The organism is Microbispora sp. NPDC046973 (assembly GCF_040644495.1).
Classification (GTDB): domain Bacteria; phylum Actinomycetota; class Actinomycetes; order Streptosporangiales; family Streptosporangiaceae; genus Microbispora.
On record NZ_JBEYWQ010000050.1, the window covers coordinates 20088 to 38684 of the forward strand.

Below are 18597 nucleotides of genomic sequence, written 5' to 3' on the forward strand. Positions count from 1 at the left end.
TCCTCAGGTTGTCAACGGCCGCCGCCGGCCGTTCACGCGGGGAGGCGGGGCACGGCCGCGAGCAGCTCCCGGGTGTACGGGTGCCGGGGGCGCTGGAAGACCTCGCCGGCGTCCCCCTCCTCCACCACGCGGCCGTCCTTCATCACCAGGACCCGGTCGCTCAGCTGGCGGACGACCCCCAGGTCGTGGGAGATGAACAGCAGCGCCGTCCCGTCCTCGGCCTGGATCTCGGCCAGCAGGTCGAGCACCTGGGCCTGGATCGACACGTCGAGCGCGGAGACCGGCTCGTCGCAGATCAGCACCTCGGGCCTGGACGCGAGCGCGCGGGCGATGGCCACGCGCTGCCGCTGGCCGCCGGACAGCTCGCGGGGACGCCGGCCGAGCAGCGCGGGCGGCAGCCCGACCCGGTCCAGCAGTTCGACGGCCCGCTCCCGGCGCCGCCTCCTCGGCAGCGCGGAGAGCGGGTCGGCGACCAGGCGGCCCACCGTGTGGCGGGGGTCGAAGGAGTCCAGCGGGTTCTGCGCGATCACCTGGACGGCCGGGCGCAGGGGGCGCCGCCGCCGCTCCGGCAGGCCGCTCCACGGACCTCCCCGCAGGGTCACCTCACCCGTGTCCGGCGCGAGCAGGCCGAGGGCCAGCCGCGCGAGGGTCGTCTTGCCCGACCCCGACTCGCCCACGACGCCGAGCGTCTCCCCCGCGTGCAGGCGGAAGGAGACGCCGTCCACGGCCCTGCGCGAGCCGTACGCCACCGACAGCCCCGTGGCCGCCAGCACGGGACCGCTTGGTGCGCCCTCCGGGGCGCGATCCGGCCGGCGCGGCACGGCGGACGCGGAGGGCCGAGAGGTGGAGGGCCGAGAGATGGAGGACCGAGAGGCGGAGGGCACGGCGGCGAGCAGGGCCCGGGTGTAGTCGTGCCGTGGAGTCGTCAGCACCTCGCGCGCCGGGCCCTCCTCGACCACCAGGCCGTCCTTCATGACCAGCACGCGATCGGCGACCGCGGCCACCACGGCGAGGTCGTGGCTGATCATCAGCAGCGCCGTCCCGGCGGCCTTGCGGTCCGCGAGCAGCCGCAGGATCTGGGCCTGCACGGTCACGTCGAGGGCGGTCGTGGGCTCGTCGGCGATGATGAGCTCGGGCTCCGCGGCGATGGCGGAGGCGATCAGGGCCCGCTGCCGCAGCCCGCCGGAGAGCTGGTGCGGATACTGCCGCACGCGCACCTCGGGGTCCGGGATGCCCACGGCCTCCAGCAGCGCCCGGACGCGCTCCGGGCGGGCCTGGCGGGGCACCACGTCATGCTCGGCCAGCACCTCGGTGATCTCGGCCCCCACGGTGCGCAGCGGGTCGAGCGAGACCAGGGCGTCCTGCAGGACCAGCCCGGCGAACCGGCCGCGCACGCGGCGCCACTCGCGCGGGCCGAAGGTCAGGGCGTCCCCGCCGTCGACGTGGAAGGCCGACGCCCGCACCTTCGCGCCGGGACCCGCCAGGCCGATGAGGGCGCGGGCCGTGACGCTCTTGCCCGACCCCGACTCGCCCACCAGGGCGACGCACTCCCCCGGCGCGATCGACAGCGACAGCCCGCGTACGGCCTCGACGCCGGAGGCGGGAAACGAGACCCGCAGGTCCTCCACCGCGACGAGCGGCGAAGCGGCGGCGCCAGGGCCGGGTGCGGCGGCGGCAGGATCCGGTGCGAAGCCGGCACGGGTGATCGCGAGCTCCGTCATGGTGTCCTTCCCTCGAAACGCCTCTGGAGGTGCCGCCCGGCCACCGTCAGGCACACGACCGACAGGGTGAGGGCCACTCCCGGAGAGAAGGCCACCCACGAGGCCACACGCAGGTAGTCCCGCGACTCGGCCAGCATGGTGCCCCACTCGGGTGCGGGCGGCTGGGGGCCCATGCCAAGGAAGCTGAGGCCGGAGGTGGCGATCACGGCCTGGCCGAGCCCCATCGTGGCCAGCACGGGGACGGGCCCGACGACGTTGGGCAGCACGTGCCGGGCGACGACGCGGGCCCGCGAGTGGCCGAAGGTCACCGCCTGCTCGACGTAGCCGGAGCGGCGCACGACGAACGTCTGCGCCCTGACCACCCGCGCGTACGTGGGGATCTGGGCGATCCCGATCGCGGCGACCACGTTCCACGTGCCGGGGCCCGTGACCGCGATCACCAGGAGCGCGAGCAGCAGTTCAGGGAAGGTCGACAGCACGTCGAACAGGCGGGCCAGCGCCTCGCCGGCCAGGCGGGTCGCCAGCCCCGCGGCCAGGCCGAGCAGCGAGCCCGCGCCCACCGCGAGCGCGGTGGCGAGGACTCCGATGCCGAGCGAGTGGCGGGCGCCGTACACGACGCGGGCGAGCACGTCCCGGCCGAGGTGGTCGGTGCCGAGCGGATGGCCCGGGCCGGGCGGGGCCAGCGCCCGCAGCGGGTCGGCGGCCAGCGGGTCGACCCGGGTGACCAGGCCGGGGACCGCCACGGCGACGACCAGGACGGCCAGCACGAGCAGGGCGAGGACGAGGCCCGGGCGCGGGCGGGCGCCCGGCCTGAGAGCGGATGCGGCGACGGCCATCACGCGCTCCTGAGCCGGGGGTCGATGAGCCGGTAGGCGAGGTCGAGCAGGGCGCTGATCGTGACGTACACCGCCGCCGACAGGATGACGACGGCCATCACGACCGGCATGTCCTTGGCGCTGACCGCCTGCATGGTGACCCGGCCGAGCCCCGGGCGGCCGAAAAGGGCCTCGGTGATGACGGCCCCGCCGAGCAGGACGCCGGTGAACCAGCCGGTGAGGGTGACGGCCGGAAGGAGCGCGTGCCGCAGCGCGTGCCTGGCCACCACGGCGCGCTCACCGAGGCCGCGTGAGCGGGCGGTCACCGCGAACGGCTGCTCGAGCGCGCGTTCCAGGCCCTCCCTGAGCACCTGTCCGAGCACGCCGGCGACGGGCAGGCCGAGCGCCAGCGCGGGAAGGACGAGCGCCTGCGGGTCGGCCGCGCCCGAGACGGGGAACCAGCCGAGCGAGAACGAGAAGACGAACAGCAGCACGATGCCGATCACGAACTGCGGCACCGACACCGCCACCAGCTCGGCGGCGGAGACGATCCGGCGCGGCCACACCGACCTGCCCGCCGTCGCCACCGCGAGGACGAGCGCCAGCACCACGCCGACCGCGGCGGCCGCCAGGGTCAGCCGCACCGTCGGGCCCACCTGCCCGGCCAGGACCTCGCCGACGTCGCGCTGCAGCTGGTAGGAACGGCCGAGGTCGCCGTGCAGCAGGCGGCCGAGGTAGCTCAGATAGCGCACCGCCTCGGGCCGGTCCAGCCCCCACTCGGCGACGATCTGCGCGCGGATCTCCGGCGTGTCGGCGCCGTCGCCCACGAGGATGTCGACGGTGTCCCCCGGCGCGAGCAGCAGGGCCGCGTACGCGGTCGTGGCGGCCGCCCACAGCACGGCCACGGCCGAGACGAGCCTGCGCAGCGGCGCGCCCAGCCAGGCGGGGGCGCGCAGGGCCGGAAGTCGCCGCGGCGCCGGGGGCCGGGTCACGGGCGGACCGGCGGGCGTCGGCGTCGCGGGCTGCCGCGCCGGTAGCGCCGCCGTCATGCGGCGATCCGCACGTCGTAGACGCCGCGCGGCGTGCCGGAGACGGGGTCGAAGCCCAGGCCCTGGACGTTTCTGCTCGCCGCGATCTGGTCGGAGGGGACGTAGATGGGGAAGACGATCGCCTCGTCGGCCACCACCTTGCGCTGGACCTTGGCGTACAGGGCTTTGCGCTCGGCGGCGTCGGAGCTCGCCGACGCGTCGGCGAGCCACCCGTCGAGGCCGGCGTCCTCGTAGTGGGTGCGGTTGATGGCCCCGCCCTTCGGCAGGATGAGGTTGAGCGCGGCCCCGACGTCGGAGTCGCCGCGCGAGTTCTCGAAGATCTCGTACGCGTCGTCGTCGAGCGCCTTCTGCGCCGTGCCCTGGTCCACGATCTTCACCTGGAAGTCGATCCCCGCCGTCTGCTTGACCTGCGCCTGGATGGCCTGCGCCAGGATGTCCCTGCGGTCGCGGACGAACGGCGCCGACGCCACCGAGCGGACCGTCAGCCGCTTGCCGTCCTTGGTCCGGTAGCCCTCGGCGTCGCGCCCGGTCCAGCCCGCCGCGTCGAGCAGCGCGTTCGCCTTGGCGGCGTCCCCGCCGTACGTTCTCTCCAGGGACGGGTCGTAGAAGGGACTGGTGGCGCCGACGACGCTCCAGGCCCGCTTGGCGGTGCCCTGGTAGACGGAGGCCAGCACGGCGTCGACGTCGACGGCCTCCCGGAACGCCTGCCGCACCCGCTTGTCGTCGAAGGGCGGGTGGGAGGTGTTGAAGTAGTAGGAGAACGACGTGCCGGAGTTGAGCGCCGACTGGAAGGACAGCGCAGGGTCCCGCTTGATCGACTGGACCTCGGTGGCCGGGACGCCCTCGACGACCTGGACCTGCCCGGAGGTGAGCGCGCCGACGCGGACGGCCGCCTGCGGCAGGAAGCGGTAGGTGACCTCCGACAGGTACGCCGGTCCCTGGTGGGCGCTGCTCTGCGGCGCCCAGTTGTAGCGGGGGTTGCGCCGATAGTGCGCTTCCTGGCCCCGCACGTACCGGTCGAGCACGAACGGGCCGGTCCCGACCACGTCCGGGCCGCCGGCCTTGAGGTCCTTGGCCTCCCGGAGGGACTTCGGGGACACCTGCCCGGCGTACGGCGAGGCGAGGAAGTCGAGGAACAGGCCGTCCGGCTCCTTCAGCCTGATCTTCAGAGTGGTGGGCGAGAGCACCTCGGCCTTGTCGAAGGCGTGCAACTGGATGGCGGCGACCGTCGGGTTGTAGCCGGGCTCGCGCAGCTTGTCCAGGTTCGCCTTCACCGCCGCCGCGTCGAACTTCGTGCCGTCCTGGAAGGTGACGTCGTCGCGCAGCTCCAGCGTGTAGGTGCGCCCGTCGTCCGACACCTTCCACGACCGGGCGAGCCACGGGACGAACGACCCGTCCTCGCCGTGCGCGAGGAGCGCGTCGAACTGGTTGAACACCAGCAGCCTGGCCTTGTTCTGCGCCCACAGATGGGGGTTGAACGTGATGGGCTCGGTCTCGACGGCCCACGTGAGAGAGGTGCCGCCCGCCTGCGCGGCCGGCGTCTGGGAACCACACGCGGCCAGGGCCGCGACGAGGATGAGGGGCAGCGCGCCCCTGACGGCCTTCACCGTGGTCCTCCTGCTGTGCCGGTCACGACCTCGCCCCCTGACGTGCGTGTTCCGTGCCACGCCTCCGCGAGCAGCTCGTAGGAGCGGACCCGCTCGGCGTGCCCGTGCGTGATGGTGGTGACCAGCAGCTCGTCGGCGCCCGTGACCCGCTGGAGGACGCGCAGCCGCTCGGCGACCGTCTCCGGGGAGCCCACGAACTGTGTGTCCACGCGGTCGGCCACCAGCTCCCTGTCGGCCTCGCTCCAGACGTGCGCGTCCGCCTCCTCCGGTGTCGGATAGGGGATCGCCCCCTGGCCACTGCGGATTGCCCGCACCCACAGGCCGTACGGTTTGGCCAGCTCCCTGGCCGTCGCGTCGTCCTCGGCCACGACCGCGTCCGCGGAGACGACGACGTACGGCTCCGACAGCACCTTGGAGGGGGTGAACGCGTCCCGGTAGGCCTCCACGGCCTCCAGCACCGACGCCGGGCTGACGTGGTAGTTGGCGGCGAACGGCAGGCCGCGCTCCCCCGCCACCTGCGCGCTCTGCCCGCCGCTGCTGCCGAGGATCCACAGCTCCACCTCTGCGCCCTCGCCCGGCACGGCGTGCGCCGCGATCCCGTCGGGCGACCGGTAGGTGCCGTCGAGGAAGGCGATGACCTCGTCGACCTGGTCGGCGAAGTCGGGGGTCAGCGCGCCCGGCTGTTGCAGCAGCGCGGCCTGGAGGGCGAGCTGCGGGGAGCGGGCCAGCTCGGCGAAGGAGAACGGAGGCGGGATCAGCAGCCCGTCCACCACGCGGGACTCACGAGGCACGGCGGGCCGGGCGGGCTGAGGAGCCTGGGGAGCCGCCGCCACGATCTCGGCCCTGCGCTGCCCGGAACGGCCGAGCCCGAGGTCGATCCGGCCGGGATGGAGCGCGTCGATCAGGCCGAACTGCTCGACCACCGCGACGGGCGTCTGGTGGCCGAGCTGCACCGCTCCCGAGCCCACCCTGATGTGGTCCGTCGCGGCCGCGATGAGGCCGATGAGCACCGCCGGGGCCGAGCTCGCGACGCCGGCCGCGAAGTGGTGCTCGGCCACCCAGTAGCGGAGGTAGCCCAGGCGCTCGGCGTGGCGGGCGAGGTCGATGCTGTTGCGCAACGCGTCTCCCGCGCCGCTGCCGGACGGGATCGGGGACAGGTCGAGTATCGACAGGGGAACCGGCCTGCCGACCGGCTGCGCCGTGCTCACTGTTTTCTGCTGGGGGACGCTCATGCCGGCACTCCGATGCTCGTGGCGGTGCTCTGCTGGGTTGTCGCGGCGGTGCTGCGCGGGATCACGGGCGCGGCGGGGAACGGCCTGCTCGGGATCTCCTTGCGCAGCACGGGGGCGATGTCGCTCTGGAACAGCTCCAGCGCCGCCCGGTGCTGCGCCGGGGTCAGGCCGTCGCGGTCCGCGCCGATGTGCATGACCTCGTGGCCGAGCCGCCCGTGGTAGCGGAGGACCTTGTCGACGATCTGCTGGGGGCTGCCGACGAGGATCGACCCGCGCTCGATGGCGTCCTCCAGCGAGTGGAAGACCGGCTCCACGCCCGACTTGCGGAACAGCGCGACGCGGGCGTCGTAGATCGGCCGGTAGGTCGCGATCGCCTCCTGTGAGGTGCGCGCCGCGTAGAAGCCGGCGCTGCCCGCGCCCACCAGCGCGTCGGCCGGGTCGTGCCCGTAGTGCGCCCACCGTTCGCGGTAGTGGTCGACCAGCTCGGCGTACGGCTCGACGGGGTTGGTGACGTTCGCCGAGAACAGCGGGTCGCCGTAGCGGGCGGCGAGGTCGACCGACTCCTTGCTGGTGGCGCTGCCGTGCCAGACCCGGATCGGCCGCTGCAACGGGCGCGGCCAGGTCTCCGCGTCGGTGAGGGACGGCCGGAACCGGCCCTCCCACGTGACCTTGTCCTCCCGCCAGAGCCTGCGGAACAGCTCGTACGCCTCCCGGTTGCGGTCCCACTGGTCCTCGGCGGTGACGTGGAAGAGCCGCGCCTGGGCCGATCCGTTCCCCTTGCCGATGATCAGCTCCAGGCGGCCGCCCGACAGGTGGTCGAGCGTCGCGTAGTCCTCGTACGCCCGCACGGGGTCGAGCAGGCTGAGCGTGGTGACCGCGGTGAACAGCCGGATGCGGGAGGTCCGGGCGGCGATGTGGCTGAGCACGACCGGCGGCGAGGAGGAGATGAAGGGCCGCTCGTGCCGCTCTCCCACCCCGAAGCCGTCGAAGCCCAGCTCCTCGGCGAGTACGGCGCTGTCCACGACGTCGCGGAACCGGTCGGTGGTGGACCTGGTCTCGCCGGTCAGCGGGTCGGGCCCGTGCGCGATGAGGGTGATGGCGAGGAATTTCACGTGGTCGCTTACCTCTCGGAAGGGGCTTTACCTACTAACTATGTAGGGAAAGCATGCTTTGTCAACGGTCATGGAGGAGCCGACCGCCGCCGGGGTGCGGGACCGCGCCTGATGTGGCCGCGCGTGCGGATGGCAGGATGCTTGCGGTAGTGGTCATGGCGGTCACGGCGCGAGGGGACGCACGCCCTGACCGCGGGAGAGCCGAGGGAGGCCGATGAGCCGGAGGAACCATCGCATCGCCGTGCTCGTGCTGGAGGGCGCGAAGCCGCTCGACGTCGGCATCCCCGCACAGGTGTTCTCCAGCCGGCCGAGCATGCCGTACGAGGTGCGGGTGTGCGGCGCCGCGCCCGGACTGGTGACCGGCGGCGACGGCCTCTCCTATCACGTGGCCGAGGGTCTCGACGCCTTGGAGCAGGCCGACACCGTCTTCATCCCCGGCTATCGGGAGCCGGCGACCACGGAGCCGCCGGCCGCGGTCGTCGGCGCGCTCATGGCCGCGCACGAGCGCGGAACCCGGCTCGCGGCCATCTCGACGGGGGCGTTCGCGCTGGCGGCGACGGGCCTGCTCGACGGCAAGCGGGCGACGACCCACTGGCACTACACGAAGGCCCTCGCCGACAAGCATCCGCTCGTACGGGTGGACGAGAACGTGCTGTTCGTGGACGAGGGCGGCGTGCTGACGTCGGCGGGCGCGGCGTCCGGCATCGACCTGTGCCTGCACCTGGTGCGGCGCGACCACGGCGTCGGGCTGTCCAACCACGTGGCGAGACGGCTGGTCGCGGCGCCCTATCGCAGCGGGGGTCAGGCGCAGTACGTTCCCCGCAGCGTCCCCGAGCCGCTCGGCGACCTGTTCGCGAACACCCGCGAGTGGGCCCTGGCGCACCTGTCCGAACGGCTGACCCTCGAGACCCTCGCCCGCCACGCGCGGGTGTCGGCGCGCACCTTCTCGCGGCGGTTCGTGGAGGACACCGGCTACACGCCGATGCAGTGGGTGCTCAGGGCCCGCGTGGACCTGGCCCGCGAACTGCTCGAACGCACCGACCTGGGCGTGGAGCAGATCGCCGACCGGGTCGGGCTCGGCACCGGCGCCAACCTGCGCCTGCACTTCCAGCGCATCCTGGGCACCTCCCCCACCGAGTACCGCCACACCTTCTCGGCCTGAGTCTTTTCCCGCCCGCCCACGCCCGGGCAGGTGTGGCGAGATCCTTGCGAATGGTGGCGAAACTTCTGGCTGGATCCTTGCGCACGCTGTCGTTCAGGCCACTGTCCGCCCGGCCTCCGAGTGCCGATCATGGAGCGCGGAACGAAAGGAACGCCCATGACTCGTATCGCCGTCAACGGATTCGGCCGCATCGGACGCAACACCCTCCGCGCCCTGCTCGAACGTGACAGCGACCTCGAAGTGGTCGCCGTCAACGACCTCACCGCCCCCGAGACCCTCGCGCACCTGCTCAAGTACGACAGCGCGCTCGGCCGCCTCGGCCGCTCCGTCGAGGTCGACGGCGCCGACCTCGTGGTCGACGGCCGCCGCATCACGGTGCTCGCCGAACGTGAGCCCGCCAAGCTGCCCTGGGCCGAGCTCGGCGTCGGCATCGTGCTGGAGTCCACCGGCCGCTTCACCGCGGCACGCGCCGCTCGCGCGCACATCGACGCTGGTGCCAGGCGCGTGCTGGTGAGCGCCCCCTCCGACGGCGCCGACGTCACACTCGCCTACGGCGTGAACACCGAGGCGTACGACCCCGCCGCGCACGTGATCGTCTCGAACGCCTCGTGCACCACGAACGCGCTGGCTCCGCTGGCGTCCGTGCTCGACGACCTGGCCGGCATCGAGCACGGTTTCATGACCACGGTGCACGCCTACACCCAGGAGCAGAACCTGCAGGACGGCCCGCACCGCGACCTGCGCCGCGCCCGCGCGGCCGGAGTGAACATCGTGCCCACCACCACGGGGGCCGCCAAGGCCATCGGCCTCGTGCTGCCGAACCTCGACGGCAAGCTGTCGGGCGACGCGATCCGCGTGCCGGTCCCGGTGGGTTCGATCGTGGAGCTGAACACCACCGTCTCACGCCAGGTGACCCGCGACGAGGTGCTCGCGGCCTACCGCGCCGCCGCCGACGGCAGGCTCAAGGGCATCCTCGAGTACGCCGACGAGCCGCTGGTCTCCAGCGACATCACCGGCCAGCCGGCGTCGGCGATCTTCGACGCCGCCCTCACACGGGTCGAGGGCAGGCACGTCAAGGTCGTGGCCTGGTACGACAACGAGTGGGGCTTCTCGAACCGGGTCGTCGACACGCTGGAGCTGCTCGCACGCGACTGAGCCCGCCGTACGCGCGGCTCACATCGTGAGCTGGTGGTGCCGCCCGGTGCGCCACTCGACCAGCAGCACCGTGGCGTCGTCCTGGAGTTGGCCGCGCTGGTAGACGAGGATCGAGTGGACCAGGCGGCGCAGGGTCTCCGGGGCGGAGACGCCGTCGCTCTCCCGCCGGATGACGAAGTCGGCGAAGCGGTCCAGTCCGAACCTCTCCCCGTCCGGGGTCTGCGCCTCGACGATGCCGTCGGTGTAGAACAGCAGCCGGTCGCCGGGCTCGAGCTGGCGGCGCGCGAGCACGGCGGCCGGGCCCAGGCGCAGCCCCATCGGGGTGTCCGGCGGGCTGTCCAGCACGGAGGCCACCCGCCCCTGCCGCAGGACGAGCGGCGGGGGATGGCCCCGGTTCACCCAGGTCAGCCATCCGGTGCGAAGATCCAGATCGGCCAGGACCCCGGTGGCGAAGCGTGAGGTGCCGAACTCTCCGGCGATCGCCTCGTCGATCGCGTCGCTGACCTCGAGCAGCCCGGCCCGGCGCCGGCGCCGCCTGTTGCGGTAGGCGCTCAGGGCGATCGCCGCGGTCAGTCCGGCGGAGGTGTCGTGCCCCATGGCGTCGAAGATCGCGAGGTGGAGGGTGGCGCCGTCGAGGGCGTAGTCGAAGGCGTCTCCGCCGACGCGGTAGGCCGGCTCCAGCGCGGCGCTGACCGTCATCGTGTCGGTCGCGAAGTTCCTGATGGGCAGCAGGGTCCACAGCATCTCGGCCGACAGGTGCATCTCCTCGGTGCGCACCAGCCGGACGAAGGCGTCGCTGTAGGCCCGCTTGCTCACCACCAGCAGCGCGACCAGACTGCCCAGCTCGGTCGCGATCCGCTCGGTGGCCTCGTCGACCACGGGCACGGTCACGCCGAGCACGCCGACCCGTTCCGTGCCGTTCAGCATCGGCACCCACAGGCGCCGCGGCCCCTCGCTGCCGAGCGGTTCCGCGGCTTCGGCGACGTACGGATCGGCGGCGGGACGCGCCTGGACGATCTCCAGGTTGCGGTAGGCGCGCCCGGCCAAGGTCGTGTCGATGGCGACCCGGTTCAGCTGCTCGCCGTACGCGTCGCGCTGCCCCGGCAGCGGCACGAGATACAGCGGCCGCAGGCTGGCCACATAGATCATGACCTCGGTGTAGCCGAGCGGCCTGACGTGCTCGATGACGGAGGACGCCAGGTCGTCCAGGGGCGTCAGATGATGGTCGCGCACCAGACCGCCCCAGATGCGCCCGACGTCAGGACACCCCTTCACCTTCCGCCCCCTGCTGCTCCTGCCCGGGCACGAGGCGGAAAGATCTTCAGCGGGAACCGCATCCGGCGGGGCGCTGGCCCCGGACCCCTCGACGGCACATTCCCGACGCTACCCGGGCGCGCTTCACACGCAGCCAAGGCGCAGGGCATGCGCGGGCCAGCACCGGCGGGCGCGGCGCTCTCTTGAGCCAATCCTCATTCAAATGGTCCAGCGCGGCCGCCGGGGCCGCATCGGGCCGATCTCGACGCGGCGCTTTGCCCGATATATGGGAGACTGTGCGCCTGTGACCCCCGTGCTCGACCTCGTCGGAATTTTTGTGTTCGCCCTGTCCGGCGCGCTGGAGGGCGTACGCAAACGGCTCGATGCGGTCGGCATCGCGGTGCTCGCGTTCTTCACCGCCGTCGGCGGCGGCATCGTGCGCGACCTGTTCATCGGCGTGCAGCCCGCCGCGCTACGGGACACGGCATATCTCCTCGTGCCGATCGCGGCCGCCGTCATCGCGTTCTTCTGGCATCCCCAGGTCGAGCGGGCGATGCCCGGGGTGCTGGTCTTCGACGCGGCGGGCCTCGGCCTGTTCTGCGCGGTCGGGACCTCCAAGGCGCTGCACCACGGCCTCGCGCCGATGCACGCCGTGTTCCTCGGAGTCTGCACGGCGGTCGGCGGCGGCGTCATCCGAGACGTCCTGTCGGGCGAGAAGCCGACCCTGCTCTACGACCGGGAGCTCTACGCCGTGCCGGCGATGCTCGGCTCGGCGATGATGGCCGTGCTGTACGCGCTGGATGTGCGAGGGTTCGCCGCCACCCTGTCCTCGGCGGTGCTCGCCTTCGCGTTCCGCATGCTCGCCATGCGGTATCGCTGGCGCGCGCCCCTGGCCAGGGGCGTCACCGGGAGACAGTGAGCTGTAGTGGGGCCGGGCAGGCCGTGACGTTGCGGGAGTGGCTATGGGTGACGTGCGGGTGGAGGTCGAGGGACCGATCACCACGATCTGGATGGACCGGCCCGACCGGCGCAACGCCGTCGACAGGGCCATGGCCGGGGAACTGCGGGCGGCGTTCGAGGAGTTCGAGGCCGACCCGGGCCGGCGGGTGGCGATCCTCACCGGCAGCGGCGGCACCTTCTGCGCGGGCGCCGACCTGACCGCGGTCGGGGACCCCGAGCGGCGCAACGAACTGGATCCTCAGGGAGGCGGCAACGGCCCGATGGGGCCGACCCGGATGCAACTGGGCAAGCCGCTGATCGCCGCGATCAGCGGATACGCGGTCGCGGGCGGGCTGGAGCTGGCGCTGCTGGCCGACCTGCGGATCGTCGAGTCCGACGCGGTGCTGGGCGTGTTCTGCCGTCGCTGGGGGGTGCCGCTCATCGACGGCGGCACGGTCCGGCTGCCGCGGATCGTCGGGCTGGGCCGCGCCCTGGACATGATCCTCACCGGCCGTCCGGTGCGGGCCGACGAAGCCCTCGCGATCGGGCTGGCCAACCGGGTCGTCGAGCCGGGCCGGGCGGTCGAGGCGGCCCGTGAGCTGGCCGGGCTGATCGCGGCGTTCCCCTTCGAATGCGTCCTGGCCGACCGGGCCTCCACCTACGCCGCCCTGGACCTGCCCCTGGCCGAGGCGTTGCGCGCCGAAGGGGCGGCGGGCGTGCCGATCGTGGAGCGCGAGGGCGTGGCCGGCGCCGCCCGCTTCACCGCCGGCGCCGGCCGCCACGGAGTCGTCCCCACGCATCCCTCCGGGCCGAGACCGGCGTAGGCGCGGCGGCCCGCCCGCGTGGACGGCACAGCAGCCCGGCGGCTACGCCGGCCCGGCATCGGTGACCGGGCGACCGGTAACGGCTGCCCGCTCACCGAATCGGCTTTGTGTCCATTTCCGGTTATCTCGGCCGTTGCACGCCCACAGGATCACCCGCGTGCGTTCGCGGCACCGGAAATGGTCCTGAATCAGGCTCTCGGAGATCGCCGGAACCGGCCACCGCGCCGAGTGCCGCTCGTAATCGATGAATTCGAGTCGCATTCTGCCGATGCTTCGGATTCAAGGAGGAGCCGTCATCGATCCGGTGGAGACGTCGCGCGCGCTTCCAGAGCCAAGGGAAGTATCCGTCCTCGATACATGGGATGCCTTGTAAGCGGACCGTACGGACTGCCCTGTTCACTATCAAGCCCCGCACCGACGCCGAGGGGGCGATGACGCGGAGCACGGGGTTTCACCCGCCCCTTGGAAGCGCGGTGCCGCGGACTGCTGCAGGCGAGGTTGTTCCTCGTCAGAGAGGGAGTCACCGGCATCGCTCTGGGAGTCGTCGCCGTGGATCGCTTGGTGGCGATCGCCGCTGTACGCCGAGTCGCGGAGAGGCGGGACCCATGAAACTTACATGTCCGGCCACCCTCCCGCCCTCACGTAGCGCGCGCGCAGAGCACTCGGCGCCCCGGTTGATGGGATGGCTGGGTTGAGGGAGCGTCGACAGATCGGCTCGGTATGACGGCTGGTATGACGGCCTCCCGATGCTCGCGAGGCCGCAGGCCGCCATCTCGGTGCCGTCCTGCCTTCGAACAGCCGGTAGCCGGCTGAAACTTTTCACCTGAACACGAGTTTCCACCTTTCCGCGAAGTCGCCGTGGCGACCTGGGGATTCATGTGCAGGTTTCGGTACCTGTGCAGCCGCGATCGGCTGGGCTTCAGAAACAATCGCTGATCGGATGTATTGACGGAGAAGGATGCGCTGAATAGCTTCCCAGTCAGGAAACGAACGGCCTCGAGTTCAACAGGGCTCTGGTAGCCGGATGAGCCACGCCGAGGGGCACCCCCGACCTCGGATGTCAACGATCACATTGTCGAGGCAAGGACGCCGTCCGGCCGCCATCGCGGTCAGCTCGCATCCCAGGAGGATCGTTGTATTCCCCCCCACATGTACGCAGTAAGGCATCGCTCACCGTGATGGCCGCCGCACTGGTGACGGTGCTGGCGGCGGCGCTCGCATGGGCGGCGCCGGCCTCGGCGGCGGCGTCGTCGTTGGTCAGCGCCGCCTCTGGCCGGTGTCTGGATGTGGCGGGAAACACCGACGCGCCGGGCACCGTCCTGCAGATTTGGGACTGCAACGGGCAGGCGAACCAGGCGTTCGAGTTCACCTCGGCCGGTGAGCTGCGGACGTTCAACGGCACACGGTGCGTGGACGCCTACGGCGGAGGGACCTCGCCGGGCACGAAGGCCGTGATCTGGTCGTGCAACGGGCAGAACAACCAGAAGTGGCGGCAGAACGCCGACGGGTCGGTCACCGGCGTGCAGTCGGGTCTGTGCCTGGACGTGAACGGCAACGGCACGGCCAACGGGACCGCGGTCATCCTGTGGACCTGCAGCGGCCAGGCCAACCAGAAGTGGAGCACCGCCGGAGGCGGCCCCAGTCCGACGCCCACACCGACGCCGAGCCCGTCGCCACCGGGCGTGTCACCCAGCCCGTCGCCGTCGGACAGCCCGCCGACCGGCTCGACCCCACGGCAGAAGGTCAACTTCGACCGGGGGTGGAAGTTCATCCGCTCGGATGTGACAGGGGCCCAGAACGCCGGCTTCGACGACTCGAGATGGGTCCCCGTGGCGTTGCCCCACGACTTCGACGCCCCGTACGACGTGGGCGGCTCCACCGGCGGGCAGAACTTCTATGTGGGTGCCGGCTGGTATCGCAAGCACTTCACCGTTCCCTCGTCCTGGGACGGCAAGCGCGTCGAACTCGAGTCCGAGGGCGCGTTCTCCGTCACTGATGTGTGGGTCAACGGAACCAAGATGGGCACGCATCGGGGCGGCTACACGGGATTCGCCTTCGACATCACCAACGCGATCCGGACCGGCGACAACGTCATAGCGGTGCGCGTGGACAACCGCTGGCAGCCGGACCTCGCCCCTCGTACGGGCGACCACCAGTTCAGTGGCGGCCTCTACCGCGACGTCTACCTGAACGTCACCGACAACGTCCACGTCACCTGGTACGGGACCTTCGTCACCACCCCCGCGCTGACCAACCCGGCCTGGGACACGAGCAACTCCGCGTACTACAGGAACATCGACCTGTCGCAGTATCCGAGCGAGACCGACCTGCGCGCGAACATCGCCGCCCGGCGTTCCAACGTCAGGGCGCAGACGGAGGTCCGCAACGACGGTTCCTCCGCGGTCGACGTGTACGCACGCCAGGAGGTGCGCAAGCAGGGGTCGACCAGCGTGCTGGCGACGTTCGTTTCGCCCGTACGGACGCTCGGCGCCGCGGCCACGACGACGCTCGACGCGCTGAGCGGATCCCTCTCGAACACCTCCGCCATGCTGCAGGGCCTCGATCTCTGGGCGCCGAACAATCCCGCGCTCTACACCGTGACCACCTCTCTGGTGGTCGACCGCACTCCGGACGGGGTCGTCGACGACGGCGTCATCGTCGACAGCTACGACACCACGTTCGGTTTCCGCAGCGCCCAGTGGAAGGTGGACGGCTTCTATCTCAACGGTGTCAAGACGCTGCTCGTCGGGGCGGACGTGCACCAGGACCACGGTGGCTGGAGCAATGCCGTCACCAACTCGGGATTCGACCGCGACGTCCGCTACATCCGTGAGGCCGGGATGAACTTCATCCGGGGCTCGCACTATCCGCACGACCCGTCCTTCGCGGACGCCACGGACAGGCTCGGCGTCATGTTCTGGTCGGAGGCCACCTTCTGGGCGACCGCGACCGCCGGCAAGGAGCCTACGCCGACCGGCACCGTCAACGACTACCAAGCGGACGGCTACCCGCAGAAGACGGCCAACCAAGCGGCCTTCGAGCAGAGCGCCATGGACGGCCTGCGCGACATGATCCGCATCAACCGCAACCATCCCTCGATCATCAACTGGTCCATGGGCAACGAGGTGTTCTTCACGTCCTCAGCCACCCTGAGCAACGCCAAGGCGCTGGTGAGCAAGATGCGCGACTATTCGCACCAGCTCGATCCGACGCGCAAGGCAGGGCTGGGTGGGGTGCAACGCAGCTCGCTCGACCAGCTCTCGGTCTCTGACGTCGCCGGGTACAACGGCGACGGCGGGAAGATCACCAACACGTGGATGCCGAACGTCGTCTCGGAGTACGGGTCGTACACCTCTGATCGGCCCGGTACGTACGGCCCGACGTACGGCGACGTGGCGGATCCGTCGGACGGCACCAGGTTCAGGCTCACGACCGGGAGCGCCGGACTGGCCATCTGGGCCGGCTTCGACCACGGAACGATCATGAGCGCCGCCTTCGCCCGAATGGGCATGATCGACTACTACCGGCTGCCGAAGGATCAGTGGTACTGGTATCGGGCCAACAAGGCGAGGTGGACGGGCCTCACCAACGTCGCCGACCCCATGCCTGTGGCCCGCGAACAGGCCACGAGCGGAACAGCGACCCGGATGACGCTGGAGGCGGGCAAGTACTCGCCGGCAACGATCACTGACGACGGCACCACGGATACCCAGCTCGTGGTGACGATGCGGAACTCGTCGGGCGCCTGGGTCAACGACACCCGCACCGTCACACTGACCGTTACCAGCGGCCCGGGAGTCCTGCCCGGCGGCAAGTCGTACACCTTCACGCCGGGTGTCCAGGGCTTCAACGGGAAGATGGCGATCGAGTTCCGTTCCTCCTACGCCGGCGTGACCACCATCACGGCGAAGTCGGCGGGTCTGCCCGACGCTGCCATCACGATCACGACCACGGACACGGTCGGAGCAGCGGGTGAGACCGAGCCCGCCAACTTCGCCAACGCAGCCCTCTGGGGGTGAGTTGCCGCTTACCTGGTCGATTCCGGGCGGTTTCCGCCCGGAATCGACCCGGTGCCGGCACCGGTGAAGATGCGCCCGGCTGTGGCCGCGGTACTAGGGGTGGTGGTGCCGGTCCTCGGGAGCGGTGTGCGCGGGCCCGTCGTGCCCGTGGTTGGAGTGGCCGTGGTCGGCGTGGCCGTGATCGGCGTGGCCGTGATCGGCGTGGTGAGAATCGTGGGCGTGCCGGGTGTCGTCGGGACCGCCGCCCATCGTCTTCAGCATCGGCAGGCCGCCGGTGGTGAAGAACCGGATCAGCAGCACCGCGGCCAGCGCCAGGAAGGCGATGTTGAGCCAGGTGGTGTAGTTCCAGGAGATGTGGGCCTCGACCACCGAGGCGTTGCGGTGGCTCGGCACCAGGCCCAGCAATGTGAACAGCAGCTCGACCGCGTAGCCGGCCAGCACCATGGTGGCGTAGAAGGTGCCGGCGACGAAGGCCGCCATCTTCCAGCCGTAGTACTTCCGGTAGATGTTCAGGATCGGCAGGATGATCAGGTCGGCGAAGATGAACGCGACCACGCCGCCGAAGCTGATTCCGCCGTTCCACAGCACCGCCGCCAGCGGCACGTTGCCGATGGAGCAGACGAAGCTGACGACCGCGACGATCGGGCCGACCAGCGGTCCCCAGATGCGGGCCCACAGCGGATGGTCGGTCAGGAAGAAGCTCTTCCAGAAGTCCATCGGCACCCAGGCGGCCAGCGCCCCGGTGATCAGAAGGCCGGCGACGATGTCCCGCCAGATGGCCGCCCATTCCATGACGAAGATGTGCGACACCGAGGTGAGGCCCTTGGCCGAGGTCAGCCGCCGCCAGAACGAGCCCGGTCCGGTGACGGACATGTCCATCGCGGCGTGCCCCTCCATCGACCCCGCGACGCCCCGCTCGGCCTGGCGGAGCGCGTCGTCGACCAGACGCCGGCGCAGGAAGACGCGGAACAGCACCGCCAGCAAGATGATCATGATGGGGCCGCCGACGAACTCGGCCAGGGTGAACTGCCAGCCCATGAGCAGGGCCAGGATGATGCCCAGCTCGACGACCAGGTTGGTCGAGGCGATCTCGAAGGTCATCGCCGCGGTGAAGCTCGCCCCCTTGCGGAACAGCGAGCGAGCCAGCGCCACCGAGGCGTAGGAGCACGACGAGGAGGCCATGCCGAATCCGGTCGCCGTGGCCAGGGCTCGGGGGGAGTCGTCCCCGAGCGCCCGGGTGATCGCCTCCCGGCGGACCACCGCCTGCACGATCGCCGACAGGGTGAACCCCAGGATCAGCGCCCACAAGATCTCCCAGGTCATGGACCCGGCGATCGCCGGCGCGCGCCACAACCAATCCATGACCTGCTCCTTCTTCCGCTCTTGTCTTCCAGCTTTCCGGCTGGGATCGAGTTACACCGTTCGCCGGCGGGGACAGCGCGTTCCGATGCGGCAGGGCCTCCGGGCGAGCCGCCGGAGGCCCCTCGTAGGCGCCGGTCTAACGGAAGCGGCGGAGCCTGAGGCTGTTGCTGACGACGAAGACGCTGGAAAAGGCCATCGCCGCTCCGGCGATCATGGGGTTGAGCAGTCCCGCGGCGGCCAGCGGCAGGGCGGCGACGTTGTAGGCGAACGCCCAGAACAGGTTGCCCTTGATCGTGCGCAGCGTGCGCCGCGACAGCCGGATCGCGTCGGCCGCCACCCGCAGATC

General features: G+C 71.4%; 15 protein-coding genes. 5 read left to right on the plus strand and 10 right to left on the minus strand.

The annotated features are described in order from the left end of the window. Positions 1–32: 32 nt before the first annotated feature. The 6 genes from ABZ860_RS40745 to ABZ860_RS40770 are packed head-to-tail and all read right to left on the minus strand — an operon-like array spanning position 33 to position 7536. The gene (locus tag ABZ860_RS40745; RefSeq protein ID WP_357231462.1) at positions 33–1721 is read right to left on the minus strand and encodes an ABC transporter ATP-binding protein; all 1689 of its coding nucleotides are present in this window, start codon (positions 1719–1721) and stop codon (positions 33–35) included. Next, positions 1718–2557, minus strand: a complete 840-nt coding sequence (locus ABZ860_RS40750) for an ABC transporter permease (RefSeq protein ID WP_357231465.1) — start codon at positions 2555–2557, stop codon at positions 1718–1720. Before ABZ860_RS40750 ends, ABZ860_RS40745 begins: the two co-directional genes overlap by 4 nt. Next, positions 2557–3585 carry an ABC transporter permease gene (locus ABZ860_RS40755; protein WP_357231468.1) on the minus strand — a complete coding sequence of 343 codons (1029 nt, stop codon included), beginning with the start codon at positions 3583–3585 and terminating at the stop codon, positions 2557–2559. Before ABZ860_RS40755 ends, ABZ860_RS40750 begins: the two co-directional genes overlap by 1 nt. After that, on the minus strand, positions 3582–5192 hold the full coding sequence (locus ABZ860_RS40760; RefSeq protein WP_357231471.1) for an ABC transporter substrate-binding protein: 1611 nt from the start codon (positions 5190–5192) through the stop codon (positions 3582–3584). The genes ABZ860_RS40755 and ABZ860_RS40760 overlap by 4 nt, the downstream gene beginning before the upstream one ends. Next, positions 5189–6424, minus strand: a complete 1236-nt coding sequence (locus tag ABZ860_RS40765; protein WP_357231474.1) for an LLM class flavin-dependent oxidoreductase — start codon at positions 6422–6424, stop codon at positions 5189–5191. The genes ABZ860_RS40760 and ABZ860_RS40765 overlap by 4 nt, the downstream gene beginning before the upstream one ends. Then, positions 6421–7536 (minus strand): LLM class flavin-dependent oxidoreductase, encoded by a 1116-nt coding sequence (locus ABZ860_RS40770; protein ID WP_357231477.1) that lies wholly within the window; start codon positions 7534–7536, stop codon positions 6421–6423. Before ABZ860_RS40770 ends, ABZ860_RS40765 begins: the two co-directional genes overlap by 4 nt. 214 nt (positions 7537–7750) lie before the next feature. On the opposite strand from ABZ860_RS40770, the gene ABZ860_RS40775 reads away from it, so the two are divergent. Both ABZ860_RS40775 and gap read left to right on the plus strand, forming a co-directional pair. Beyond that, complete coding sequence (locus tag ABZ860_RS40775) at positions 7751–8698, plus strand: DJ-1/PfpI family protein (RefSeq protein ID WP_357231480.1); 948 nt, start codon at positions 7751–7753, stop codon at positions 8696–8698. 156 nt (positions 8699–8854) lie between these two features. After that, positions 8855–9853: a type I glyceraldehyde-3-phosphate dehydrogenase gene (gap, locus tag ABZ860_RS40780; protein WP_357231483.1), complete on the plus strand. Its 999-nt coding sequence runs from the start codon at positions 8855–8857 to the stop codon at positions 9851–9853. 18 nt (positions 9854–9871) lie between these two features. Here the strand turns inward: gap and ABZ860_RS40785 are convergent, their stop codons facing one another. After that, on the minus strand, positions 9872–11086 hold the full coding sequence (locus tag ABZ860_RS40785; protein ID WP_357231486.1) for a GAF domain-containing SpoIIE family protein phosphatase: 1215 nt from the start codon (positions 11084–11086) through the stop codon (positions 9872–9874). A 325-nt stretch (positions 11087–11411) separates the two neighbouring features. On the opposite strand from ABZ860_RS40785, the gene ABZ860_RS40790 reads away from it, so the two are divergent. After that, positions 11412–12026, plus strand: coding sequence for a trimeric intracellular cation channel family protein (locus tag ABZ860_RS40790; RefSeq protein WP_357231489.1), 615 nt, complete (start codon positions 11412–11414; stop codon positions 12024–12026). Positions 12027–12069: 43 nt separating this feature from the next. After that, the gene (locus ABZ860_RS40795) at positions 12070–12870 is read left to right on the plus strand and encodes a crotonase/enoyl-CoA hydratase family protein (protein WP_357231492.1); all 801 of its coding nucleotides are present in this window, start codon (positions 12070–12072) and stop codon (positions 12868–12870) included. Positions 12871–12912: 42 nt separating this feature from the next. Here the strand turns inward: ABZ860_RS40795 and ABZ860_RS40800 are convergent, their stop codons facing one another. Next, the gene (locus ABZ860_RS40800) at positions 12913–13131 is read right to left on the minus strand and encodes a hypothetical protein (protein ID WP_357231495.1); all 219 of its coding nucleotides are present in this window, start codon (positions 13129–13131) and stop codon (positions 12913–12915) included. A gap of 917 nt (positions 13132–14048) precedes the next feature. Between ABZ860_RS40800 and ABZ860_RS40805 the strand changes: the two genes are divergently transcribed. Further along, a complete protein-coding gene (locus ABZ860_RS40805; RefSeq protein ID WP_357231498.1) occupies positions 14049–16889 on the plus strand; it encodes a ricin-type beta-trefoil lectin domain protein in 2841 nt (946 codons plus the stop codon). Between the two features lie 93 nt (positions 16890–16982). Here ABZ860_RS40805 and ABZ860_RS40810 read toward each other — a convergent pair whose 3' ends face one another. Together ABZ860_RS40810 and ABZ860_RS40815 are read right to left on the minus strand one after the other, a co-directional pair. Then, complete coding sequence (locus tag ABZ860_RS40810; protein WP_357231501.1) at positions 16983–18251, minus strand: permease; 1269 nt, start codon at positions 18249–18251, stop codon at positions 16983–16985. A 136-nt stretch (positions 18252–18387) separates the two neighbouring features. Continuing rightward, on the minus strand, positions 18388–18597 hold a 210-nt coding region (locus ABZ860_RS40815), incomplete at its 5' end, for a hypothetical protein (protein WP_357222984.1).